This is a genomic window from Nonomuraea bangladeshensis, from assembly GCF_039529455.1.
Taxonomy (GTDB): Bacteria; Actinomycetota; Actinomycetes; order Streptosporangiales; family Streptosporangiaceae; genus Nonomuraea; species Nonomuraea bangladeshensis.
This window is the reverse complement of sequence record NZ_BAAAMV010000020.1, coordinates 47,003-69,556: the sequence shown is the minus strand read 5'-3', so window position 1 is coordinate 69,556 and position 22,554 is coordinate 47,003. Positions and strand designations below refer to the sequence as shown.

The 22,554-nt window shown below is 72.3% G+C and carries 26 protein-coding genes; 11 read left to right on the top strand and 15 right to left on the bottom strand.

All coding sequences use genetic code 11. The annotated features are described in order from the left end of the window. Positions 1–5 precede the first annotated feature (5 nt). From ABD292_RS45520 to ABD292_RS45510, 3 genes are all read right to left on the bottom strand, one after another. Positions 6–182, bottom strand: coding sequence for a hypothetical protein (locus tag ABD292_RS45520; RefSeq protein ID WP_344219051.1), 177 nt, complete (start codon positions 180–182; stop codon positions 6–8). A 660-nt stretch (positions 183–842) separates the two neighbouring features. Further along, positions 843–1,730 carry a transporter substrate-binding domain-containing protein gene (locus ABD292_RS45515; protein ID WP_344219049.1) on the bottom strand — a complete coding sequence of 296 codons (888 nt, stop codon included), beginning with the start codon at positions 1,728–1,730 and terminating at the stop codon, positions 843–845. Further along, positions 1,723–2,310, bottom strand: coding sequence for a hypothetical protein (locus tag ABD292_RS45510; RefSeq protein ID WP_344219047.1), 588 nt, complete (start codon positions 2,308–2,310; stop codon positions 1,723–1,725). Before ABD292_RS45510 ends, ABD292_RS45515 begins: the two co-directional genes overlap by 8 nt. 366 nt (positions 2,311–2,676) lie before the next feature. Here ABD292_RS45510 and ABD292_RS45505 point away from each other — a divergent pair, with 366 nt between their 5' ends. Beyond that, positions 2,677–2,919 (top strand): hypothetical protein, encoded by a 243-nt coding sequence (locus tag ABD292_RS45505; protein ID WP_344219045.1) that lies wholly within the window; start codon positions 2,677–2,679, stop codon positions 2,917–2,919. Positions 2,920–2,955: 36 nt separating this feature from the next. On the opposite strand, the gene ABD292_RS45500 is transcribed toward ABD292_RS45505, so the two are convergent. The 3 genes from ABD292_RS45500 to ppk2 all read right to left on the bottom strand — a co-directional run bounded on the left by ABD292_RS45500 (position 2,956) and on the right by ppk2 (position 5,594). Continuing rightward, complete coding sequence (locus ABD292_RS45500) at positions 2,956–3,888, bottom strand: DUF8094 domain-containing protein (protein WP_344219043.1); 933 nt, start codon at positions 3,886–3,888, stop codon at positions 2,956–2,958. 107 nt (positions 3,889–3,995) lie between these two features. Next, on the bottom strand, positions 3,996–4,550 hold the full coding sequence (locus tag ABD292_RS45495) for a helix-turn-helix domain-containing protein (protein WP_344219041.1): 555 nt from the start codon (positions 4,548–4,550) through the stop codon (positions 3,996–3,998). Between the two features lie 117 nt (positions 4,551–4,667). Beyond that, a complete protein-coding gene (ppk2, locus tag ABD292_RS45490; protein ID WP_344219039.1) occupies positions 4,668–5,594 on the bottom strand; it encodes a polyphosphate kinase 2 in 927 nt (308 codons plus the stop codon). 171 nt (positions 5,595–5,765) lie between these two features. Between ppk2 and ABD292_RS45485 the strand changes: the two genes are divergently transcribed. After that, complete coding sequence (locus tag ABD292_RS45485; protein ID WP_344219037.1) at positions 5,766–7,070, top strand: S1 family peptidase; 1,305 nt, start codon at positions 5,766–5,768, stop codon at positions 7,068–7,070. A gap of 9 nt (positions 7,071–7,079) precedes the next feature. Here the strand turns inward: ABD292_RS45485 and ABD292_RS45480 are convergent, their stop codons facing one another. The 4 genes from ABD292_RS45480 to ABD292_RS45465 all read right to left on the bottom strand — a co-directional run bounded on the left by ABD292_RS45480 (position 7,080) and on the right by ABD292_RS45465 (position 10,054). Further along, the gene (locus ABD292_RS45480; protein WP_344219035.1) at positions 7,080–8,279 is read right to left on the bottom strand and encodes an MFS transporter; all 1,200 of its coding nucleotides are present in this window, start codon (positions 8,277–8,279) and stop codon (positions 7,080–7,082) included. Between the two features lie 20 nt (positions 8,280–8,299). Then, on the bottom strand, positions 8,300–8,950 hold the full coding sequence (locus tag ABD292_RS45475; protein WP_344219033.1) for a GntR family transcriptional regulator: 651 nt from the start codon (positions 8,948–8,950) through the stop codon (positions 8,300–8,302). 48 nt (positions 8,951–8,998) lie between these two features. Then, positions 8,999–9,187 carry a roadblock/LC7 domain-containing protein gene (locus ABD292_RS45470; protein WP_344219031.1) on the bottom strand — a complete coding sequence of 63 codons (189 nt, stop codon included), beginning with the start codon at positions 9,185–9,187 and terminating at the stop codon, positions 8,999–9,001. A 186-nt stretch (positions 9,188–9,373) separates the two neighbouring features. Beyond that, positions 9,374–10,054, bottom strand: a complete 681-nt coding sequence (locus ABD292_RS45465) for a TetR/AcrR family transcriptional regulator (protein ID WP_344219029.1) — start codon at positions 10,052–10,054, stop codon at positions 9,374–9,376. 65 nt (positions 10,055–10,119) lie between these two features. Here ABD292_RS45465 and ABD292_RS45460 point away from each other — a divergent pair, with 65 nt between their 5' ends. Further along, the gene (locus ABD292_RS45460; RefSeq protein WP_344219027.1) at positions 10,120–11,550 is read left to right on the top strand and encodes an MFS transporter; all 1,431 of its coding nucleotides are present in this window, start codon (positions 10,120–10,122) and stop codon (positions 11,548–11,550) included. Positions 11,551–11,848: 298 nt separating this feature from the next. Continuing rightward, positions 11,849–12,079: a hypothetical protein gene (locus tag ABD292_RS45455; protein ID WP_344219025.1), complete on the top strand. Its 231-nt coding sequence runs from the start codon at positions 11,849–11,851 to the stop codon at positions 12,077–12,079. Between the two features lie 37 nt (positions 12,080–12,116). On the opposite strand, the gene ABD292_RS45450 is transcribed toward ABD292_RS45455, so the two are convergent. From ABD292_RS45450 to ABD292_RS45440, 3 genes are all read right to left on the bottom strand, one after another. Then, complete coding sequence (locus ABD292_RS45450; protein ID WP_344219023.1) at positions 12,117–12,848, bottom strand: dienelactone hydrolase family protein; 732 nt, start codon at positions 12,846–12,848, stop codon at positions 12,117–12,119. A 222-nt stretch (positions 12,849–13,070) separates the two neighbouring features. Then, positions 13,071–13,364 (bottom strand): TraR/DksA C4-type zinc finger protein, encoded by a 294-nt coding sequence (locus tag ABD292_RS45445; protein ID WP_344219021.1) that lies wholly within the window; start codon positions 13,362–13,364, stop codon positions 13,071–13,073. Between the two features lie 102 nt (positions 13,365–13,466). Beyond that, positions 13,467–13,790, bottom strand: a complete 324-nt coding sequence (locus ABD292_RS45440; protein WP_344219019.1) for a hypothetical protein — start codon at positions 13,788–13,790, stop codon at positions 13,467–13,469. Positions 13,791–13,954: 164 nt separating this feature from the next. On the opposite strand from ABD292_RS45440, the gene ABD292_RS45435 reads away from it, so the two are divergent. The 6 genes from ABD292_RS45435 to ABD292_RS45410 all read left to right on the top strand — a co-directional run bounded on the left by ABD292_RS45435 (position 13,955) and on the right by ABD292_RS45410 (position 19,979). Beyond that, positions 13,955–14,455 carry a SigE family RNA polymerase sigma factor gene (locus tag ABD292_RS45435; protein ID WP_344219017.1) on the top strand — a complete coding sequence of 167 codons (501 nt, stop codon included), beginning with the start codon at positions 13,955–13,957 and terminating at the stop codon, positions 14,453–14,455. Beyond that, positions 14,452–15,219 carry a hypothetical protein gene (locus ABD292_RS45430; RefSeq protein ID WP_344219015.1) on the top strand — a complete coding sequence of 256 codons (768 nt, stop codon included), beginning with the start codon at positions 14,452–14,454 and terminating at the stop codon, positions 15,217–15,219. Before ABD292_RS45435 ends, ABD292_RS45430 begins: the two co-directional genes overlap by 4 nt. A gap of 99 nt (positions 15,220–15,318) precedes the next feature. Then, complete coding sequence (locus ABD292_RS45425; RefSeq protein ID WP_344219013.1) at positions 15,319–17,106, top strand: SpoIIE family protein phosphatase; 1,788 nt, start codon at positions 15,319–15,321, stop codon at positions 17,104–17,106. A gap of 166 nt (positions 17,107–17,272) precedes the next feature. Continuing rightward, positions 17,273–17,584 (top strand): STAS domain-containing protein, encoded by a 312-nt coding sequence (locus ABD292_RS45420; protein WP_344219011.1) that lies wholly within the window; start codon positions 17,273–17,275, stop codon positions 17,582–17,584. Then, positions 17,581–19,575 (top strand): SpoIIE family protein phosphatase, encoded by a 1,995-nt coding sequence (locus ABD292_RS45415; protein ID WP_344219009.1) that lies wholly within the window; start codon positions 17,581–17,583, stop codon positions 19,573–19,575. The genes ABD292_RS45420 and ABD292_RS45415 overlap by 4 nt, the downstream gene beginning before the upstream one ends. Beyond that, a complete protein-coding gene (locus ABD292_RS45410) occupies positions 19,572–19,979 on the top strand; it encodes an ATP-binding protein (RefSeq protein ID WP_344219007.1) in 408 nt (135 codons plus the stop codon). The genes ABD292_RS45415 and ABD292_RS45410 overlap by 4 nt, the downstream gene beginning before the upstream one ends. Here the strand turns inward: ABD292_RS45410 and ABD292_RS45405 are convergent. Continuing rightward, the gene (locus tag ABD292_RS45405) at positions 19,974–20,576 is read right to left on the bottom strand and encodes a TetR/AcrR family transcriptional regulator (RefSeq protein WP_344219005.1); all 603 of its coding nucleotides are present in this window, start codon (positions 20,574–20,576) and stop codon (positions 19,974–19,976) included. The two genes, ABD292_RS45410 and ABD292_RS45405, sit on opposite strands and share 6 nt — an antisense overlap. Positions 20,577–20,664: 88 nt before the next feature. Between ABD292_RS45405 and ABD292_RS45400 the strand changes: the two genes are divergently transcribed. Then, on the top strand, positions 20,665–21,690 hold the full coding sequence (locus ABD292_RS45400; protein WP_344219003.1) for a glycoside hydrolase family 113 protein: 1,026 nt from the start codon (positions 20,665–20,667) through the stop codon (positions 21,688–21,690). Here ABD292_RS45400 and ABD292_RS45395 read toward each other — a convergent pair whose 3' ends face one another. Next, complete coding sequence (locus ABD292_RS45395; protein WP_344219001.1) at positions 21,691–22,416, bottom strand: helix-turn-helix domain-containing protein; 726 nt, start codon at positions 22,414–22,416, stop codon at positions 21,691–21,693. Between the last annotated feature and the right edge of the window lie 138 nt (positions 22,417–22,554).

Genomic DNA, 22,554 nt, shown 5'->3' with positions numbered 1-22,554 from the left:
CCGGATCAGCGGCAGTGGTGCGGCGACGTGTCGCAGTCGATGGGGTCGAGGTCGGGATAGATCGACGAAACACCTCCGCCGTCAGAGGTCGCGGCCGCTGCGGGACCGGCACTGATGAGCTGCGCGGCACCGATGGTGAAGAACGCGGCCATGATCATTGCAGCCGTACGCTTCTTGTTCATATGGAACATCTCCTTGTGTCGTCGGACACGAGCAATGATCTTCAGCGCCCTTGGTGATCTCTTGGCGAGGTCTTGGTGATCAGTTGGCATACGCGTGCCCCTGCCTCTCGGTACCTCGGAATGGCAGTGGACGGAGGGCGGTGGGCTCATGCCGTCGGTCCTGGGCGGGAACTGCGGCACGCACGGCTTTCGGGTCGGCCTTCTGGCGCTCTTGCTGACGACACCCCTCGTTCCTCGCCTCCCTCCTGGCCAAGCACGAGGTGCACTGCGAGCCTTTTGCGACTTGGTCGCGTTCATGCGGACGCTGCGGGACCAGCCTCGGGCGCTGCAGCGCGCCATCCAACTCCCGCCGAGCACAAGTCAGCCAAGCCGGGCGACGCCACGGCGAGAAAGAGAGGTCGCACCAAAAGTGGTGCGGGCCGACTTCCCGCTTGGACAAGTGGGCGTTGAGTCGGTCGTGGCCACGCTGGTGCAAGGGCGGCGACGAGATTGTCCTGGTCGCTCAGGACCCCGAACATGATTGAGTTGGGCGGGTTGGTGACGTTATGGACGCATTTCCGCGAGAACGCGTGCGCGGTGCGGACGTAGACGTCCGGTGCGGCCTGCCAGATGGGGCTCCCGCAGGACACGTCGCTGCTCCCGGCGACGCCGGGCGTCTCCCTACGGTTTGCAGGAGACCCTGCTGATGTCTGACGGGGCGGGCTTGAATCTGGTCTCGAAATCTTCCGGATATGCGTCCACGGCGCTCGTCAGGTGGGCCTTGAAATCGGTCGTCCACTGCTTCTTGACATAGTCGATGATGATGGTGGTGATCGCTTCACAGTCTGCTCCATGACCTCTTTCCATCGCGATGCCGTATTGCTGGATGGTGCCGAACGCGCCAGGAAAGATGATCTTGTATTTGCCGGGGCGGGCCTGCATGAAGCCGTGCAATATGATCTCGTCGTCGAACACGGCGTCGGCTAGCTTGTTCTCCAGTTTGTCCACGCACGCGTTGGTGGTGGGGGCGGGGTTGTCCAAGTTCGCGTCCTGGATCGTGACCTTGTGGCCGGTGGTGTCCTCGACGGCGCACACGACTTTTCCGGCGAGGTCCTCTCGGGTGTTCATTCTGTTGTCATCTGCTCTGACGAGCAGGGCTTGCGGGGTGGTCATGTAAGGGCCGGCGAAGTCGATGCCGTCGGCTTTGCGGTCGCTGGTGATGGAGAAGGTCGCGATGACGAGTTCGGCGTGCCCGTCCTTGAGGCTGGCGGCGCGATTGGCCACGGTGAGGATGGTGGCCGCGGTCGCCCGGCGGCTCGCCGGATCTTCGAGTGCCTTCATGACCTGGATGTCGAAGCCGCTCAGTTTCCCCGATGCGCCGCCGACGGCGAATCCCGGTGAGTCGTTCGTCACGCCTACCGCGATCGTCCCGGAGAGGAGCGAGGCGCCTTTTCCCGAGGACGGCGGGCACGTCAATCCGGAGCTGCACGCGAGCAGGGTCGACAGTGTCATGGCCGCGGCGAGCAGCCTGTAAATCCTACGCATGACCGGCTGATCCTCTTCAATCATTCGACAGGGTGACTTTGAGGACGGACAGATCGACCGCACAGTTGGCGTCTTTGGCTTTGTTGATCACGACTACTTCGAGGGAGAGTTTTTCTGCGCCCGGCCTTATGTCCACCTGGAACTCTTCTCCGGGCAGGGTACGAATGGTCGGGCCCGGGTTCTTGGCGATGAGCGGCGTCACTTGGAGCTCGGTGCTGATGCGGCATGTTCCCAGCTCCGGTCGATGGTCCGACGTCTGTAAGGTGATCAGTGCCTTCTTTCGCCAGGGCTTGACCGTGATCTCGACGGTCGCGTGCCCTTGCTCGGGCAGCAGGCCTTTCACGTTGTCGAGGCGTATTTGTGCGGTCGCGTCGACCGACTGGTTCTCGTGGACATAGGTGCTCACGTAAGTGATCGCACCGACGATCGCGTTGAGTGCGAACAGCGCGGCGATCACCGGCCATCTGGTGATCGTGATGATCCATTGAGCCGGCCCGGGTTGTGCGTCCTGCGGTTTCGATCTGGCTATCCAGGCGGCGATGACGGTTCCCCCGAAGGAGAGAGCCGCGGTGGCCAGACCCGTGAGGACCTGGTCCGATCTCACATAAGTAACAGTGAGAACTGTGGCCCCTATGGCCCCTACGCAGAGGAGCGTGGCGCGCAAAGGGATGTGGTCCTTCTTTGCGCGCCTATGGGTTGTCAACGAAACCTCTCCTGCTGGTGGGAGAATCTGACGCTGCACGCCCAGTGTCCGGTCTGTTGATCTCTGTCGCCGAGAGTACGAATATTAAACAGTGCAGATATTTGACCCGCAAGTGGATTCCTGATAGCTGCGGGTTTGGCCGCTTTGCTCAGCAATTCGCGCCGATTCGGCCGATCGAGCCGAAATGTGGCTATTTTTTGGTCCGTAACGAGGGGCGACGATGTTATCCGTGAATGGCGACAATGCGTAGTATTATTGTTACAGATAGTGGCAACGATCGATAAGGACGACATCGCCATGCCCTTCGACGACTTCGATCGATCCCGGCAGCGTGGGCTGGATGATCATCTCCGGCGCATCCGGCAGTCCGACGACGACTCGCGCAGAAGGCGTGAGAGCTGGGACCGGCACGTGAGCAGGCAGAACTCCTCGGAAGGGATGAGCGGGGTGGAGATCGTCCTCTGCGTCGTCGCCGTCATCGTCCTGCTGATCATCATGGCGAGCCGCTGAGCGCTCGGCCGTGTGAGTGGTGGTGGCGGAGCCGGCTCAGGAGAACCAGTTGGCGCCCAACTCCTGGATGGTCCTGCTGCCCTTGGGCACCAGCAGGGCCTCGCTCAGCACCTGGTGGACGCTCTTGTCGTTGTTCAGCAGGGCGAACAGGAGGAACGAGCCGCCGTCCGCGGTCCGGAAGCCGAAGATCGAGCCGTGGCGGGCGAAGCGGACGTACAGCCCCTTGTAGACGGCGGGGAACGCCTTGCGGCTGAAGCTGTCCTTGGCCAGGCGGTAGCCGGAGGCGCCCTCCTTCTTCTCGTGGTTCCAGAAGTTCTGGTACTCCTTCGCCACGGCGGCGGCCAGGTCGTCGTCCATGTCCGTGACGTGGCCGTCGGCGTCGAGCAGCGGTTTCGGCATTTTCTGGCCCCAGTGGACCGGGGTGGAGACGACCAGCCGGAACGCGTGCCCGGGTGAGCGGAAGAACGCGAGCACGTGCGGGCGGGCGTGGCCCTTGGTGTCCTTGTAGGTGGCCTGCGCGATGAACCAGTCGCCGATCGACGGCTGCTTCTCCGGCCGGGGCAGGTAGATCACCGGGTTGCCGGTCAGGACGATCCGCTTGTGGCCCGGTTCGCGGCCGCGCTCCTCGTGGCTGCGTTCGAGCACGCCCTCGTGCAGGGCCCCCTCGACGAACAGCGCGTCGAGGAGGTCGTTCTTCCACCACCACTTGGGCTTCTTGAGCGTCGCGTTGTACGCCCTCACCCAGGTGCGCAGGGCCCGCGCCGCCTCCGAGGAGGTCAGCGCCGCGCGGGTCGCGGAGGGAGTGGGGGTGGGGGTGGGGGTGGCCGATGGTGTGACGGGCGGAGTGGCCGCCGATGAGGTGGCCGGGGCAGGTGGGGAGTCGCCGGAGGGCCAGGTGATGCGTCCGGGGACGGCGGCGCAGCCGGCCAGGCTTCCGACCAGGGCTGCGATCAGCAGCGTTCCACGCACCGGTATCGACCCTTCGAGAGTGGAGCAAAGGCATGACCGAAAGAGAATTTATCGGACATCCGGCATCGGCCGGCCACTCTGTTCGACAGGAGAGTCAGGCGGTGCGGTCAAGGGGCGGCGTTCCACCAGGGGGACCGGCTGAAGGGGCCGGAGCAGCGCCCGTCGCCGCCGCGCCGTACGTGGCCGGCGTCCCACGCGGACCGCAGGTGGGCGGCGGCGTCCCGTACGGCGAGGGGCAGGGCGGCGAGGGAGAGAGCGGCAGGGGGCGGGCCGGCGTGAGGCGGGGTGGCGTGCGGCGGCGGGGTGGTGGGAGGCGGCGGGGTGGTGGGAGGCCGGGGGCCGCACGCGCCGGGCGCGCTGTAGAAGCCGGGCGTGCCGGGCGTGTCGGGCGGGCCGGAGGGTGGGCGTTCCCGGGCCGCTGGCGGTGACTGGACGGTGCGGGTGGCGGTGAGGAGTGTGTGTTCGGCCGTGTTCAGGTCCAGTGCCTCGCTGAGGAGTCGTAGCGACGCCGTACGCGGCCGGTGTGGATCGCCGCGCTCCAGCCGGCGGATGGTGCGGACGCTCAGGCCCGCCTTCTCGGCCAGTTGTTCCTGGGTGAGCAGGGCGCGTTCCCGCCAGCGCCGTAACAGCGTCCCGAGGGTGTGCTCGTCGTTTCCGTCCATGGCCTGTCCGCCTTCCGAAGCGGTTCCCGGTCCGGACATCGTCTCCGGCTCGGGCCGGGGCGGCGTCCGCCCGTGAGCGGCCGCCGCCGTACTCCCCCCGGTGTACGGTTGACGGGCCTACGGTGAGTCCGGCAGGGCGTGGTCCTCGTCGAAGATGTCACCGGCCGAGATCACGATGAGTGGGTCCGGGGTGCCGACGACCTCGCGGTCCTTGCCCTCGTAGTCGAAGAGGCTGAGCACGTACCGCATGGCCTCCAGCCGGGCGCGTTTCTTGTCGTTGCTCTTGATGACCGTCCACGGGGCGCGCTCGGTGTCGGTGTGCAGGAACATGTCCTCCTTCGCCCGGGTGTAGTCGTCCCACTTGTGCAGCGAGGCGAGGTCCATCGACGACAGTTTCCACTGCCTGACCGGGTCCACCTGCCGGATGATGAAGCGGGTGCGCTGCTCGGCCCGCGACACCGAGAACCACAGCTTGACCAGGTGCAGCCCCGACTCCACCAGCAGGTCCTCCAGTCGCGGCGTCTGCTCGATGAACTCGAGGTACTCCTCCTCGGTGCAGAACCCCATGACCCGCTCCACGCCCGCCCGGTTGTACCAGGAGCGGTCGAACAGCACGATCTCCCCCTTGGCCGGCAGGTGGGCGATGTACCGCTGGAAGTACCACTGGTCGCGTTCGCGCTCGCTGGGCTTCTCCAGGGCCACGACGGTCGCGCCGCGCGGGTTGAGGTGCTCCGTGAACCGCTTGATCGTGCCGCCCTTGCCGGCCGCGTCGCGCCCCTCGAAGAGGATCACCAGGCGCTGCCCGGTGTCCTTGATCCAGTACTGCAGCTTGACCAGTTCGATCTGCAGCAGCCGCTTGTCGCGCTCGTACTCGTCGCGGGACAGGCGGGAGTCGTACGGGTAGTGCTGGCGCCAGGTGTCGACCGGGCGGCCGTCGGCGCGGAGTAGCACCGGGTCGTCCTCCTCGCGGTCGTCCACCCACAGGCCGGGGGTGGCGTCGAGCAGGTCCGGTAGCGGGGTGTCGCCTCGGGGGCTGGTGTCCATGACGCTCTTTCTTCACGGAAAGCGCTCAAGGTATGCGTGTCCGCAGGTGAAGACCGGAAATCGGGGTGGTGGCGCGCAAGCTCCGGGAGCACTCTCCCAGGCGGTAGAAGGACGCGGCGCTCGGTCGCGGAGCGCGCTGTGATGGCCCTTCATCGAACTCATGGGGGGACCATGTCCAGAAAAATCCGTTTACGTCTCGTGGCTGCGGCCGCCTGCGTCCTGCTGCCCGTCCTGGGCGCCGGAACCGCCTCAGCCGCCGGAACGGCCTCAGCCGCCGGAACCGCCTCGGCCACCGGGACCGGCGACGACCCGGTACGCGCCCGCGTCCCCGACGGCAAGCCGCCGGCCGGCGACGCGACGGGGCCGCGCGAGCCCGTGCCCGGCGGGTTCGCCGGCTGGGCGGACCTGTTCGCCGAGCAGGCGCGCCTGAACGCGGCGGCCGACCGTGTCCTCGACTCCGCCGAGCACGCCGAAGGGTACGCCGGGATGATCGTCGCCCCGGAGAACCACGAGGTCCGCGTGTACTGGCACGGCGAGGTGCCGCCGGCCGTCCAGAGCGCGCTGGAGGAGGGACGGCTGCGCGCGCCCGTACGGGTGCTCCCGGCCCCCTACAGCCAGGCGCGGCTGCTGGCGGAGGCCGCCGAGTGGACCGAGTCCGGCCAGGTCACGGGCGCCGCCCCGGCGCCCGACGGCAGCGGCGTACGCCTCTCGGCCGCCGCCGAGGACGTCACCCCCGGCACGCTGCTGCGGCCCGCGGGGGCGAGCGCGCCGATCACTGTGGAGGGCGGCGAGGAGATGAGCCCGGCGTGGGACCGGCGCGACGACGTCCCCAGCTACTACGCGGGCGGCCGCACCACGAACGCCGCCACGGGCGCGGGCTGCACCTCCGGCTTCGCCGTCTACGACAAGAACGGCACTCCCGGCTTCCTCACGGCCGCCCACTGCGGCAAGCTCTGGGACACCTTCTACGATGGCGGCGGCACCGGCGACCCGGCGAACCGCATGGGCGAGTACTCCTGGTACGTCACCAAGCGCGACGCCGCGATCGTGCTCGCCGACGCCACCGCCAACGCCTTCAACGGCAGCCCTTCCTCCGCCTCGAACGCCCAAGTCGTGGCCCTGTGGAAGGCGCACGTCGGCAACTTCGTCTGCAACTCCGGCGCCAGCCTCGGCCAGGTCTGCCTGATCAGGGTGACCGAGGTCGGCTGGAGCGGCACGTACACGAACGGGCAGAAGGTGAAGCACATGGTGCGCGCCAAGCACGTCGCCGGCGGCTGCGCCGTGGCCGCCGGCGACAGCGGCGGCCCGATCTTCTCCTACCCGGGCGCGGCCTGGTGGCAGGTGGCGGCCCAGGGCATCGTGTCGGCCTGGGGCAAGCAGGTGTACTGCGGCGGCCTCGACGGCGGGCGGGTGCTCACCTTCCCGCGCGTCTGGGACGTGGACAAGGAGTTCGGCGCGTTGCTGCAGGTGTGGTGAGGCCGGCGCTCAGGCAGTGGTCGTCCGGGCGCCGGTCGCGACCAGGGCGAGGCAGAGCAGCGCCGCCCCGGCCACCGCGGTCAGCATGACCGGGTACGACAGCCACCCCGACAGGGAGGCGAGCAAGGTGGGCAGCAGGAATCCGGCGTAGGCGAGCGTGTAGTAGACGCCGGTCAGCCCGGCGAGGTCGTCCGGCCCTGCCATGCGCTGGATCTCCAGCAGGCCGGAGACCACCGCGATGCCGTAGGCGGCGCCCAGGACGGCCGCCGCCGCGGCGGCGAGCCAGGCGGACAGCAGCACCGCGTTCGCCGCGCAGAGCGCCGTGCCGGCCAGCATCGCCGTCATCGCGGCCACCGGCGCGCGTCCGGCGCGGGCCCTGGCGTGCAGCCTCTTGGCCACGGGCTGCACGGCCAGGCCCATGCCGAGGGTCAGCACGGTGAGCCCGGTCGCGTACGCGAGGCCCCAGTCGCCCACGCGGAAGCCGACGAGCTGCGGCATGACGGCGTAGGCGAGCCCCGCCGAGCCGAACACCCACGGCGCCATCGGCAGCACCACCAGCCGGAACCGCCTCCTGGCGGGGGCGGGGACGCGCAGGTCCGCCAGCAGCGCCCGCAGCAGGCCCCCTCTCGGGGAGGCCGCGGCCCGTGGCCGGGTCTCCGGCACCCGCAGGAGCAGCACCGGCACTGCCGCGGTGAGCAGGACGTGGACCGCGTACGGGGTCACCATCGGCCACGGCCCCCACTGCGCCAGCGCGCCCGCCACTCCGGCGCCGAGCGCGAACCCGGCCGTCTGGCAGAGCGAGGCGCGGCGGGCCGGCAGCGCCCGGTCGGCGCCGCTGGACAGCTCCTTGACCCAGCTCGTGCCCACGGCCATGGCGATGCCGACGGCGACACCGGTGAGCAGCCGGCCCGCGTAGATGGGCCAGGCGCTCCCGCCGCCGAAGCAGAGCACCAGGCTCGCGACGGCCGAGGCGGCGGTGCCCGCCACCAGCACCGGACGGCGCCCGCGCCGGTCCGACACCGGCCCGGCGAGCAGCAGGCCGGGGACGAGGCCCACGACGTACGCGCCGAGGAAGGCGTCGACGCTGAGCGCCGAGTAGCCGCCCAGCCGGCGGTACATGAGCAGGAGCGGCGTGAACTGGTTGCCGCCCCAGCCGCAGGTGAACATCGCCAGGGCGACGACCCGCCAGGACGGACGACTGTGGAGCATGCGAGAAGGGGCTTTCACGGTCAGCTGATAGGGGAGCCGTGCGTGGCGGTGAGGTGGGCGAGCAGCGTCGCGGCGAAGGCGGCGGCGTCGCCGTCCACCAGGTGGCCGAGCAGGGTCTCGTGCTCGTCGGCCAGCAGCGACAGCCGCTCCGGCCGGGGCGTCAGCGCGGACACGCTCATCCGGCGCTGCCGATCGCCCAGGGTGGCGTAGAACCGGCCGGCCAGCCGGTTCCCCGACGCCTCCACGACGCACCGGTGGAACGCCTCGTCGGCGGCGGCGAACCCGCCGACGTCCGCCGCCGTGGCGAGGGCGCGCTGCCGCCGCAGCAGCTCGCGCATCCGGTCGAGGTGCTCACCGGCCAGGCCGGTGCGGGCGACGCGCTCGGCGGCCGAGCGCTCCAGCGCCAGCCGCAGCTCCAGCACGTCCGCCGCCTCGCCGGGCGGCACCGGCACGACCACCGCGCCGCGCTTGGGGTGCAGCGCCAGCAGCTCCTCCGACTCCAGCCGCAGGAACGCCTCGCGCACCGGGGTCCTGCTCACCTGGACCCGGCCGGCGATCTCGCCCTCGCTGATGAGGCTGCCGCCGGGCAGCTCGCCGGAGAGGATCAGCTCCTTGGTCAGCGTGTACGCGGTCTCGGCGGCGGAGGGGCGCTTGGCGGCGGCATCAGGCATACGCCCAGCGTACCGGGCATGCATCCATGCTTGTATCTATGGTGCCGGTCAGTTGGGGTTGCCCTGCGTCAGCAGCTTGTTCAGCCGCTCGACCGTGGGACGCGACTCGACGTGCAGCCGCGCCACGTCCAGCCCCTGGTCCGCCAGCACGGCCGGCAGGCCCATGCGGCCCACCGCGTACCCCACGACGTAGCCGCCCCGGCAGCGGCTCGGCCGCGACGACGAGATCGAGGACATCCTGGTCACGCTGAAGGGCCGGTATCACGTCATCCGGCTGCTCGCGGTGCCCGGTGCGCAGCTTTTCCTGTATCTGGTCCTCGACCGGGAACGTGCCGATCTGGCGCTCGCCCGCTTCGCTCTTCGTCGTATTGAGCGATAAATCGCCCTTTAACGGAATTTGTCGCCATTAGGCGACGAGAAAGGTCAGCGGGCCGCCGCGGCCGCCTGGGCGAGGAGCCCGTCGACGAAGGCCCGCAGCGCCTCCCGGTAGGTGTCGCGCGCGGCGAGGGCGGGCCACTGGTCGCCCAGGGCGGCGAGGCGCGGCAGGTGTGACAGGTCGACGCCGGCGAAGAAGGCGGGCCGTCCGTCACCGGCCGGCTGCCGCCCCTCCGAGTGGGCGCGGACCAGGATCTCGCCCACCGTGTAGTACCAGATGCTGCGGAAGACGTGCACGGCCTGCTCCGGCGTGCACCCGTGGTCGACGGCGGCGGCCACGACGGCCTCCACCATCCGTAGCGCCGACTCGCCGAGGCGGCCGAGGAAGCCGTCGGTGGTGAGGACCTCGGCCGCCCACGGCCAGGCGGCGAGGGAGTCGTGGATCGCGACGGCCGCCGCTACGATCCGCTCGCGCGGCTCGGCGGGCAGGTCGGGGCTCAGGGTCTGGTCGGCGTGCTGGTTGAGGAGCTGGATCAGCAGGTCCTCGCGGTCGCGTACGTGGTGGTAGACCGTCGTCGCGCCGATGCCCAGCTCGGCGGCCAGCCGGCGGACGGTCAGCTTCTCCCAGCCGTCCCTGTCGATGATGCGGCGGGCCGCGGCCAGGATCTGCTCGCGGGAGGTGAGCGGCGGCCGGCCGGTGCGGCCGCGCGACGATTCGGTTCCGGACACCGTCCCATTCTGGCGGCCCTCATCAGCTGTCGACGGCCGGGCACTCGCGGTGCTACTTTCGGAACATGTTCCAAAAGTCCATGAGAAGCGCCGGGCCGGGCATCACCCTGGCCGCGGTGGCCGTCGTGCAGTTCATGGTGTCCCTGGACCTGTCCGTCGTGAACGTCGGACTGCCGAGCATCGCGGCCGGGCTCGGCTTCAGCGGCGTGGGCCTGACCTGGGTGATCCACGCCTACGCGCTCACCTTCGGCGGCCTGCTGCTCCTCGGCGGCAAGGCCGCCGACCGGTACGGCAGGAAGAGGGTCCTGCTCTCGGGGCTCGTCCTGTTCGGCCTCGCCTCGCTGCTCGGCGGCCTCGCCCAGGAGCCCGGCCACCTGGTGGCCGCCCGCGCCGCGCAGGGCGTCGGGGCCGCCGCGCTGGCCCCGGCCGCCCTGGCGCTGCTGACGGCGGCGTTCCCCGCCGGACGGGCGCGGGTGCGGGCCTTCGGGGTGTGGAGCGCCACGAACGCCGCGGGCGGCGCGCTCGGCGTGCTGATCGGCGGCGTGCTCACCGAGTACGCCGGCTGGCGCTGGGTGATGTTCGTGAACGTGCCCATGGCGGCCGTCGCGCTCGCCCTGGTCTGGCGGGTCGCGGCCGGTCTGGCCCTGGTGCGCGGCGGGCGGCCGGACGTCCTCGGCGCGGTTCTGGTCACGGCGGGCATGACGCTGCTGGTGTTCGGCATCGTACGCACGGCGGAATTCGGATGGGCCTCGCCGGTCACGGCGGTGACGCTGGCCGCCGCCGTGGCGCTGCTGGCCGCGTTCGCGTACGTCGAGCGGACCACCGCCCGCGAGCCGCTGATCCGGCTCGGCCTGTTCGCCAACCGCTCGGTCGCCGCGGCGAACGCCTACAACCTGCTGCTCGGCGCGGCGATGGCCGCCGCCTTCTACTTCGTCTCCCTCTACCTGCAGCGGGTGCTCGGCAGCGGGCCGGCCCTGACCGGGCTGCAGTTCCTGCCGTTCGCGCTCGCCGTGGTCGCGGGGGCCGCCCTCGGCGTGCGGCTCGGCTACCGGCTCGCGCCGCGGACCCTCATGGTGCTCGGCGGGCTGCTCACCGGGGCCGGATTCGCCTGGTTCGGGCTGATCAGCCCGGACGGCGCCTTCCTCACCGACGTCCTCGGGCCCTCGGTGGTCGCCGGGGCCGGGTTCGGGCTCTGTCTCGGGCCGGTCGTCTCCACCGCCACGGCCGGCGTCGCGGCCCATGAGAGCGGCACCGCGTCGGGCCTGCTGAACAGCTCGCGCCAGCTCGGGGCCGCGCTCGGGCTGGCCGGCCTCGGGACCGTCGCGTACGGCCGGGCCGGCGGGTCGGCCGGCCCGGCGGCGCTCGCCGAGGGGTACGCGCTCGGGCTCACCCTGGCGGCCGGGCTGCTGCTCGCCGCCGTGCTCATAGCCGCGACCGTCCTGCCCCGCACGGCCGCTGCCGAGCCGTCCGGTTCTACGGCGGATCTCAGTAATTGATACGGCTTGTCGCAGTTGAGATGAATATCACCTTGGCGACGGCGACCCCCCGTTCCACGGGAGAAGTTGTCCCTCGTGGAAGGTAAGGAATCGTACTCGCGGGATGACGATCCTTAGCCGCCCCGCGCCCCGCGCGCCGCGCCGAGCAGGCGCGCGAGGCATACTGCGAGGTGGCGCGGCCCCCCGATCGCGCTGGGACGGCGACGGATGCGGAATCGCCGGGTGTGACCCGGCGTGTCCTGGGCAGAGCCCTCTGATCGCGTGCCCGTACGACGATTCCCTCACCGAAAGGGCCACCATGACCGCCGACCAGCCTCTCGTCTGCCCCACCTGCCAGGGCGTGCTCATCGCTCCCGACAACAGCGCCTACACCGCCGCGCGCGGCCGGCTGATCGTCAGCAACGGCTACTGCCAGGGGCACCGCGCCGAGCCGCAGCAGCCCCCGGCGGCGGCCGAGACGCCCGCGACGCCCGCCACCACCGCGCAGCTGCGGCGACCGGCGCAGGTGGCGGCTTCCTCCGCCTCCTGACGCGCCTCCTGACGCTCAGCGTGAGGAGGCGGGGAGCCTACGTGAGGTGCCGGGCGAAGAACCGCAGCGCGCTGCCGGTCTCCGGCTCGGGGATCTCCCCGTGCCCGCCGGGGTTCGCGTGCAGCGTCCTGCCGGGCGAGGCCAGGGCGTCGAACAGCGCCAGGCCCTGCTCCCTTGGCACCATGTCGTCGTCCCACTGGAGCAGGAACAGCACCGGGACGGCGACCTCCGCGGCGCTCGCGGCCAGCCCGTTCACCCCGAGCAGGCCCAGCACCGCGGCGCCGATCCGCGGCTCGGCGGCGACGAGGGGGACGCCGAGCGCGCAGCCCATCGACATCCCCCAGTAGCCTGCCGGCCCGTCGCCGACGGCGTCGAGCTCCCGCAGGGCGGTGAGGACCGCCCGCCATTCGGGCACGGCCTGCCCGGCGAGGAACGTGTGCATGACGGCGAGCTGTTCGCCGACGTCCTCACCCGCGGCCATGCCGGCCCGCAGCCCGGCCGTGATCCGGGCGAACTCCTCGCTCTTCGGCCGCTCGCCGTGATGGGGCGCATCGATCGCGGCCACCGCGAAGCCGCCCCCGCCGGCGAAGCGCCGCGCGCGGGCCACGACGCCCGGAGCCTTCTTGTGCTGCCCGCCGCCGTGCCCCATCAGGATCAGGGGGCGGGGGCCGGTGGCGTCCTGCGGCGTCCAGAGCACGCCGGGGATCTCGCCGAGGGTGAACGATCGTTCGGTGACGCCGTCCGACGACGTCGGAGAAGTGAAGCGCAAAGCGGTTCATGCCTTCCGGGATGACTGCTGCGGGCGCTCCCTAGGCCATGCGAGGGAGGGAGCCCCGATCTGTCACAGCGTTGATCGGTCTCACCTCCTCAGCTCGCGGGCCATGCACGGCGACGCCGAACTTATCATGATCTTTCCGGCGGCTGAACTCGCGACCGCCACGCCGGACGAGCGCGGCGCTCCCGAGCCCGGCCGCCGGTCACCGGCGGGCCGTCAGGCGGCCCGGGTCGGGGTCTCGGCGCAGCCGTCGCAGTGGCGGCGCTGGGGCCGCCGCATGAGCTGCTCGAACGGGATCAGCGCGCCGCACCGCAGGCAGGTGCCGTAGCATCCGCGGTCCATGCGCTCCAGCGCCGCCTCGATGGCGGCCGCCAGGCGCGCCGACCGGGAGTCCCGGAGGCGCCGGACGGCGGCGAGCTGGTCGTGCAGCAGGGTACGCAGGCTCTCCAGCCCTTCCAGGTGCTGGTCGTAGTGCCGCATGAGGTCGTGAAGGGATCCAACGCCGGCCATGACGAAGATCGGCTCCTTCTCGGAAGGGAAACCACGGGGAAGGGCCACGACCCGCGACGGCGGGCGGCCCGGAAGGAACGCGGAACGTAGAGCGGGAACCGGTCAGATCGACGGCGGGCTGCGTGAGCCCGCGGCGCAGTGACCGAGCTGCTGGGGGTCGCGGAAGGCGGCCGGCTCGGCGCCCGTCCTCGGCAGCAGCGCCAGGTGCGCGTCCGGCGCGCGGTCGCCGCGCGGCCAGAGCGAGAGCATGTGGAGCTCGCGGGCGGTGACGTGCTGCACGGGCGGGAGGCTCGACAGGCGGGCGTCCAGTCCGTCGGGGGTCCAGCCGGAGTGGGAGACCGACGCCGACGCGTGCGCGGCGCCCGCGCGCGAGCCGGCGTTCGTGCAGACCATGAGCACCATGGACAGCAGAACCAGGCCCATCACGCCGAGACGTGCGATGGACCCGGGTGCAGTCCGCCACGGTCCCGTCATACCGGTGACCATAGCCCAGAAGGCACCAAAAGGCATGTACATCTGCGAGTCGCTGTCAACCGAACCGCCTTCCCGGCCGGTAGTCATCGCCGGAACCGACAAGACGGAGCTGACTGATGGACGACGGGTTCGCCGAGTACGTGGCGCAGCGTCACCTGCGCCTGTGCCGGATGGCATACCTCCTCGCCCGGGACTGGGGCACGGCCGAGGACCTGGTGCAGACGGCGCTGGCCAAGGCGTGGCTGGCCTGGCGGCGGATCGAGGGCAACCCCGATCCGTACGTCTACCGGATCATCGTGAACACCCACTCCTCCTGGTGGAGACGGCGCTGGCGGGGCGAGATCCCGGCCGCCACGCTGCCCGACACGGCCGACCCGCACGACCCGGCCGCCCGGCTGGAGGATCAGGCCGCGCTGTGGAACGCGATCGGCACGCTGTCGCCGCGCCAGCGCGCGGTGATCGTCCTGCACTACTTCGAGGGCCGGACGCTCGCCCAGGTCGCCGACATCGTCGGCTGCTCGCTGGGAGCGGTGAAGAGCCAGCTCGGCCGGGCGCTCACCCGGCTGCGCGTCGATCCCGACATCCGGACCATGACGCTGGAGAGGACCTCGCGATGAGACACACGGAAAGCGACCTGCGCGCGCTGCTCGACGAGCGCGGCCACCACCCGGCCGGCGGCGAGCCGTCCGTGAGCCTCGACGCGATCGTCCGGCGGGGCCGCCGCATCCACCGGGGTCGCCGGGTCCGGCGGGTGCTGGGCGCGGGCGGCGCGCTCGCCGCCGCCGTCACGCTGGTGTTCACCCTCCCGGTCATCCGGCAGGAAGCGCCACCGGCCTCGATGACCGCGGGCCCGCCCGCGGACATGGCCGAAGTGGTCCGCGCCCCGGAACTGCCCGCGACGTACCAGGTGAAGCTGGGCGCCAAGGAGTTCGCGATGCCGCGCATCCACGCCGAGCAATTCTCCACGGTCGGCGTCCACCGGACTGTCACCTTCACCCCGGTCAGCCGTTCCACCGGCTTCACGGTGGTCTGCGCCGATCCGCGGGCCTGGGTCGTCACGATCACCGACACCAGGAGCGGCGAGCCGAGCGGCACGAGCGGCCGGTGCGGGAAGGGCGGCGGCCCGCACCACGACGAGCTGTCGGCGCCGGCCGACTGGCTGAAGCGGCCCCAGACCCTGGAGGTCTGGGTCTTCCCCTCGGACGCCCCGATCAGCAAGGTGATGAAGTCGACCGTCGGCTGCGAGCCGAGGGGCTGCGACGAGGACGATCAGGCCGGGGCGCTGTCCCGTCCCGAGGTGCTCGAACGTCTGTCGGCCGAGGTGGGCGAGCAGCCGGGCGGCTGGGCCGTCGGCGTGTACGACGCCCCGCGGAAGGAGTAGCGCCACGGCGACTGCGCGTCACAAGCGCGGAGCCGAGGGTAATGGGGTCAGATCCGGCGGGTAGAGGGAGCGGGAGGTGAGTCGAAGGAGATCCGGACCATGGAAGGTGCCTGCGGCAGGAGCGGGCGGGTCGGGAACGGGCCGGTTCCGGGCGGGCGAGTCCCGGGCGGGCCGGTTGCGGGCGGGCGGGTGTCGGCCGGGCCGGCTCCGGGCGGGCTGGGCTCGGCCGCGCGGGCCTGGCGGCTGCCCGAGCTCATCGACGCCGGCGTGTACGTCGTGGACGACCGGGGCCTCATCGTCGCGGTCAACGCCGAGGCCGAGCGGCTGGTCGGCCGCCGGACCGCCGACCTGCTCGGCCGCAACGCCCACGAGCTGCTGCACCGCGACAGTCGCGGCGAGTCGATCCCCGGCATCCGCTGCATGGTGAAGCAGGCGTTCCTGTCCGGGCGCACCCTGCAGAGCGAGCTCGCCTGGTTCGAGCGCGGCGACGGCTCCCTGCTGCCGCTGGCCTGGACCGTCGCCCCCTGCGAGCTCGCGCCGGGGGAGCGGGGCGCGGTGGTGATCTTCCACCAGGTCGACCCGGCCGCGTCCCCCGGCCCGTGGGCGGCCGACGCCGAGGGTCCGCTGTCGGAGCTGGACCGGCTGGCACTCCTCGCGGAGACCACGGCGACGCTCACCTCCACCCTCGACGTCCAGGAGATCCTGCGCCAGCTCGTCCGGCTGGTGGTGCCGCTGCTCGCCGACTGGGCGGTCGTGGACCTGCTCACCGAGGAGGGCGGCGTGGCGCGGCAGGTCGTCGTGCACCACGAGAACGGCGGGCTCGTCCACCACGAGGACCTGGAGAGAGCCATGCCGCCCGTGCCGGAGGCGTCCTCGATGCCGCTGTCACGGGCGCTGCGCGGGGTCACCGCGGCCCTGGCCGGGCCCGAGACCTACCGGGGGCAGCCCGACTCGGCCCTCGCGGTCGTCCAGCAGGAGCTGTTCCAGGCGACCGGCATGCACTCGGCGAGCATCGCGCCGATCCGCGGCGTCCGGGAGACGGTCGGGGCGCTGACCCTCGGCCGTGCCTCCCGCCCTGACGCGTTCACCCGCAGCGAGCTGCTGCTGGTGGAGGACATCGCGCGCCGGGCCGGCCTCGCGCTGGACAACGCCCGCCTGTACGAGCGGCAGCGCCGGGTCGCCGAGACCATGCAGCGCCACCTGCTGCCGCAGCTCCCGTCGGTGCCCGGCCTGCGGATGACCGCCTGCTACCGGCCCGCGCCGCGCGCCTCCCAGGTCGGCGGCGACTGGTACGACGCCTTCCCCCTGCCCGGCGGCGCGACCGCCCTGGTGATCGGCGACGTCGTCGGCCACGACCTCGACGCCGCGGCCGGCATGGCCCAGGTCTGCAACATGCTGCGCGCCTTCGCGGGCGGCCAGGACGATCCGCCGCACGCCATCGTGGACCGGCTCGACCAGGCCGTGACGCGGATGGTCCAGCCCGTCATGGCCACCATGGTCCTCGCCCGGCTGGAGCCCGGCCCGTCCGGCCGCTGGACGCTGCGCTGGACCAACGCGGGCCATCCGCCGCCGCTGCTGGTGGAGCACGGCGGGCGGGCCCGCTACCTGGAGGACGGCCACGGCCTCCTGCTCGGCACCGGCCTGCGCGCGCCCCGGCCGGAGGCCGCCGTCGAGCTGCCGCCCGGCTCCACGCTGCTGCTCTACACCGACGGGCTGATCGAGTCGCCGAGCCGCATCCTCGACGAAGGGCTCGACAGGCTGGCCGCCTACGCCGCCGGGCTGGCCGAGCGGCCCCTGGACTCCCTGTGCGACCTGCTGCTGTCGGGGGTGCGGCCGGGCGACAACGACGACGACGTGGCCATGCTCGTCCTGCGGGTGCCCCGCTGACCGGCGCCCGGCGGCTTTGCGGTGCGACGTACCACTGACAGCGCGCGATCGTTGCGGAAGAATACGCCTAGTGCAACCCGTGTGAGACGCAGAGTCGCGGAGTCGGTAAGTCGTGGCGTTCATGCCGGTTTCATCTTCTTGAACGGTATTGGAGGGGGTAAACGCCATGCATGAGGCGTCGGTCGACACCAACGACGACGGCGCGCTGCGCGTGACGCTGCGCGGCGAGATCGACTTCACGAACTCGACCGAGATCCACAAGATCATCACGGACGCCGTGTCCGAGCGGCGGCCCCAGGCGGTCCGCGTCGACCTGGCGGGGGTGACGTTCATGGACTCCACGGGGATCGGGGTGCTGGTCGACGCCATGCGCGTGGCCCTGGCCGCGCAGGCCGACTTCCGGGTGGAGAACCCCACCCGCCGCATGCTGGACCAACTGCGCACGACGGGGCTGCTGACCGCGTTCGGCCTCGAATGATGGACCCGCTGGAGGGTTACCGCGGCCGGCTGGCCGACCTCGACGCCCGCCTCGCTCGGGCGCGCTCCCACCCCGAGGTGCTGCTGGCGCGGGCGAGCGGCCTGCTGGCCGGGCGGACCGGCTGCCGGGTGGGGGAGGCCCACGCCTACCTGGTGCGGCTGGCGGCCGAGCGGCGGCGGCCCGTCCAGGAGCTGGCCGCCGAGGTGCTGGCGGCGCTGGAACGCCTGCCGCCACGCGGCGAGGCCGGGCTGGCCGCCACCGTGGAGGCGGCCCTGCCGTCCCGCCTGAGCCCGGCCCGCCACGCCACCCTGCCCCCCGCCCCACCGCCCACGCTCTCGCCTGCCCTGCCCCCCACCCCGCTGCCCACCCCGCCGGCGACCGGGCCGGCGAGCGGGCCGGCGGGTCAGGCGGCCGGCGAGCCCGCGTCGCCGCGGCCGGCGTGGATCGAGGCCGTGCGGCAGGTCCTCGACGCCCTGCCCGAGCGTCACATCCTGATCCTCCCCGAGTACGACGTGACCGGCCAGGTCGCCGACTACGTCATCGCGGCCGCCGCCCCGTCCGTCGTGGACCTGTCGGGGCGCGGCGGCGCGGAGATCCTCGGCCGCAGGATGAGCGAGATCTACCCTTCGGTGGTCGGCGGCCCCATCTGGGACGCCTGGCGCGAGACGCTGCGCGACGGCCGGCCGCGCGAGGTCGGCCCCGTCCCCTACGTCAGCTCGGCGGACCGCGTGCCCGCCGAGGTGCTGCTCACCGTGAAGGTGTGGCCGGTCGGCGGCGGCCTGCTGCAGAGCTGGGTCCGCCACGACGAGGAGACGCGGCTGGCCGAACGCATCACCCAGACCGAGCGCCTCGGCAACCTGGGCTGGGCGGAATGGGACCTGGTCGCCGGGCAGACCCGCTGGTCGGCCGGGCTCTACCAGATCTACGAGCGCGACCCGGCCGCCGGGCCGCTGCCCCGCGAGGAGAGCGAGGCGCTGGTCCTGCCCGAGGACCTGCCCGTACGCCGCGAGGCGGCGGAGGCGTTCGGCCGCGGCGAGGCCGTGGACGCCACCTTCCGCATCGGGGTGGCGGGCCGCGTCAAGCACGTCCGCATGGTCGTGGACGCCGTACGCGACGCGGCGGGCACCCCGGTCAAGGTGTACGGGATCGTCCAGGACGTCACCGCCCGCGAGACCAGCAGGCTCAGGCTCACCGAGGTCGAGGAGCAGCTCCGCGAGCACCAGCGCATCCTCGCCGCCGAGCACGAGCTGGCCGGGCGGCTCCAGCAGATCGTGCTGCCGATGCCGCGCGAGCCGATCGACCTGCCCGGCCTGCGGGTCGCGATCCGCTACCTCCCCGCCGAACAGGCCAGCAGGGTCGGCGGCGACTGGTACCACGCCGCGCCCGCCGGCGACGGCGCCGTCCTGCTCGCCGTGGGCGACGTGGCCGGGCACGGCATCGAGGCGGCCGCCGCGATGGCCCGGCTCCGCCACGCCCTGGCCGCGCTGTCCGTCACCACCACCCGCGACCCGGCCCGGCTGCTCGCCGCGCTCAACCGGCTGCTGTTCGCGGGCGACCCGACCGGCCCGCCGCGCGGGGTGCCCGTGACGGCCACCGCCGTCGTGGCCCGCTACGAGCCGGCCACCGGCCGTCTGGTGTGGGCCCGCGCCGGGCACCCTCCGCCGCTGCTGGCCCGCGCCGGCCGGACCGTCGAGCTGGACCGGCCCGGCGGGCCGCTGCTCGGCGCCTTCCCCGACGCCCGCTACGCCACCACCTCCACCCGTCTGCGCCCCGGCCACGTGCTGCTGCTCTACACCGACGGCCTCGTCGAGCACCGCCGGCGCAACCTCGACGAAGGGCTCGCCCCCGTGCTGGCCGTCCTCGACCGGATCACCGCCGAGCCCGTCCCGCACCCGCTGGCCGACCTGTTGAAACAGCTCCGCCACGCCAACCCCGACGACGACACCTGCATCCTGGCCGCGCGCCCGCTCCTTCCCGGGGAGGCGCGATGAGCGAGCAGGGGAACTCCGGGACGCAGCCGTCCGGCCGGCAGGCCCTGCTGGCGTTCGAGTTCGACCGTCACACGCTGGTCCTGCTCCGGCACGAGGTGGAGCGCGCCTGCCGCACATGGGGGCTGAGCGGCCTGACGCTGTACCGCTTCGTCGTCGCGGTCAACGAGATCACCACCAACGCGGTGCGGCACGGCGGCGGGCACGGCAGCCTGAACCTGTGGCAGCAGGGCCCCCGGCTCTTCTGCCGGGTCGACGACCAGGGGCCGGGCGGCGCGGCCGAGCCCCACCTGCCGCCGCCCGACCATCCGCGCGGCCGGGGGCTCTGGCTGGCGAGGAACAACGTCGAGCGCTTCACCCTGCGCTCCGACGCCCGGGGCACCACCATCGTGCTGGAGACGTCATGAGCCCGCCGCGCCGCGCCTGCGCACCAGCGGCAGGAACACCTCGTCGACGATCTCGACGAGGACGTCGTCGGGCGCGCTAGGGACGCCGCGCACCACGAACTCGTTGCGCAGCAGCACCATGGCCACGGTGGCGACCCGCGGGTGCAGCGCCTCCGGGGCGGCCTCGCCGCGGGCGACCGCGCGCCCGAGTATGGTCAGCCAGGTGGCGGCCGTCGTGTCCGTGGACTGGTCGGGCAGGCGGGTCAGCAGCTCGCTCGCACCCCCGGCCGCCGCCATGAGCTCGCGCAGGATCATGCCGAGCGGTGAGCTCCAGTGCCGGTTGGCCCGGCGCAGCATCTCCAGGGCGTCCTCGCGCAGGTCGCCGGTGTCGGGGGGCTGGACGGTCGCGGTCAGCAGGCGGTAGGCGGCCACGCCGAGGGCGAGGCGGTTGGGCCAGCGGCGGTAGAGGGCGTTCTTGTTGGTGCCCGCGCGGGCGGCGACGCGGTCCATCGTGAAGCCGGCGTAGCCGGACTCGGCCAGCTCGTCGGCCGCGGCGCGCAGGATCGCCTCCTCGAGCGCGGCGCCCCGGCGGCGGGGCCGCTTGGTCGAATCGCTCACGTCCGTACCTTAGCGGAACGGGATTGTGCCCTGCGTCGCATGGGTCTACGGTACTGGCCGTACCCTAATTGGAAGGAGGCGTGCGGTCATGCGCGCCAAAGGCATCAGCTACGAGACCGGGTTCCTCAACAAGGGCGAGCTCTCCCGCCGCGAGTTCGACCACGACGTGGTCCGCCGCGAGCTGCGGATCATCCGCGACGACCTGCACTGCACCGCCGTACGCGTGATCGGCGGCGACCCCGACCGGCTGGAGTTCGCCGCGACCCGCGCCGCCGAGCTCGGCCTGGAGGTCTGGTTCTCGCCCTACCCGCTGGAGCTGACCCGCGAGGAGTGCCTGAAGCTGTTCGCCGACTGCGCCGAGCGCGCGGAGCGCGTCAGGCGGCGCGGCGCCGAGGTCGTCTTCGTCGCCGGCGCCGAGCTGAGCCTCATGAACCCCGGCTTCCTGCCCGGCGGCAACCTCAGGGAACGGCTCGACGGGCTCCTGCGCGGCGAGGGCCTGCCGGAGCGCGTCGCCGGGGCGAGCACCCTGGTCAACGACTTCCTCGGCGAGACCGTGGCGCTGGTCCGCGAACGGTTCGGCGGCCGGGTCACCTACGCCTCCATCCCGCTCGAACGCGTCGACTGGACGCCGTTCGACTTCGTCTCCGTGGACCTCTACCGGTCGGCCGAGGTCGCCGACCGCTTCGAGGACGGCGTGCGCGCGCTGGTCGCGCAGGGCAAGCCGGTCGCGATCACCGAGTTCGGCGCGGCCGGCTACCGGGGCGCGGGCGACCTCGGCGCCACCGCCCTGGACGCCGTCGAGTACGACGAGCACGGCCCGGTCCGGCTGCGCGGCGTCTACGAGCGCGACGAGCCCGGCCAGGCCGCGTACGTGCGCGAGCTGCTGGAGATCTTCGACGCCGCCGGCGTGGACAGCGCGTTCGTGTTCATCCTGGCCCTCTACGACCACGTGCACCGCCCGGACGGCGACCCGCGCGACGACCTCGACCTGGCCAGCTACGGCATCGTCAAGGTGCTGGCCGAGGGCCGCGGCACCACCTACCCGGACCTGCCCTGGGAGCCGAAGGAGGCGTTCGCCGCCGTCGCCGCCCACTACGGCGGCCTGACCGGGTGATCACAGCCCGCGGATGCGCCGCCCGGTGATCTGCTGGGGGACGATCCTGACGTACAGGTGGCGCTCGCCGCCCGCCCACGGCGTCACTCCGGCCCCGGCCGTCGCGGCCGCCTCCTCCTCCGGCACGTGGTGCGCGGCCCCCTGCACCAGCACGCTCCACCCCTCGCGGCGGGTCTCGTCGAAATGGTCCACCTCGAAGGCGATCAGGATCTCGACGCCCACCACCCCGGACCGCAGGTCCTGGTCCATCGGCCCGCCGTGGGCGGTGCGGAAGACGACCGCGCCGCCGTGCATCCGGTAGTTCACCGGCAGCACCGTCGGCCCGTGCGAGCCGGAGAAGGCCACCCGCCCGATCCCGCCCGGCTCGATCAGCCGCCGGCACTCGTCCTCGCCCAGCACCTCCAGCGAGGGGTGGGCCATCGCGGGGCCGCGCCCGGGAGGCCGCTCGCGGCCGCCGCCGAGCAGCTCGTCCATCGTCGTGTCGAGGGCGTTGGCCAGCCGGTGCAGCGACCCGGTGTCCGGGATGTCGGCGTGCTCCTCCAGGTACTGCACGTAGCCCGCCGACATCTCGGCGCGCGCGGCGACCTGCTCGCGGGTCAGGCCGAGGCGTTCGCGGTGATGGATCAGGCGCCGGCCCAGATCGCCGGTTCCGGTCATGATGGCTCCCCCGTTCCTGGGCCGCCCGGCGGCCGGCGTCGGATCGAGGTCCGCCGAAGCGGTGCCCATGTCCTGAACGCTACCCGCGAGACCCCCGGCCAGCCCAAGGGCCGTTGGACCCGGCGCCCCGGGACCTCCGGCCCTGCACCCGGCCGCCGCCCGCGCGGTCCACTTGAGGTGTCAGCAGGAGCGGCCGAGGAGGAAGTC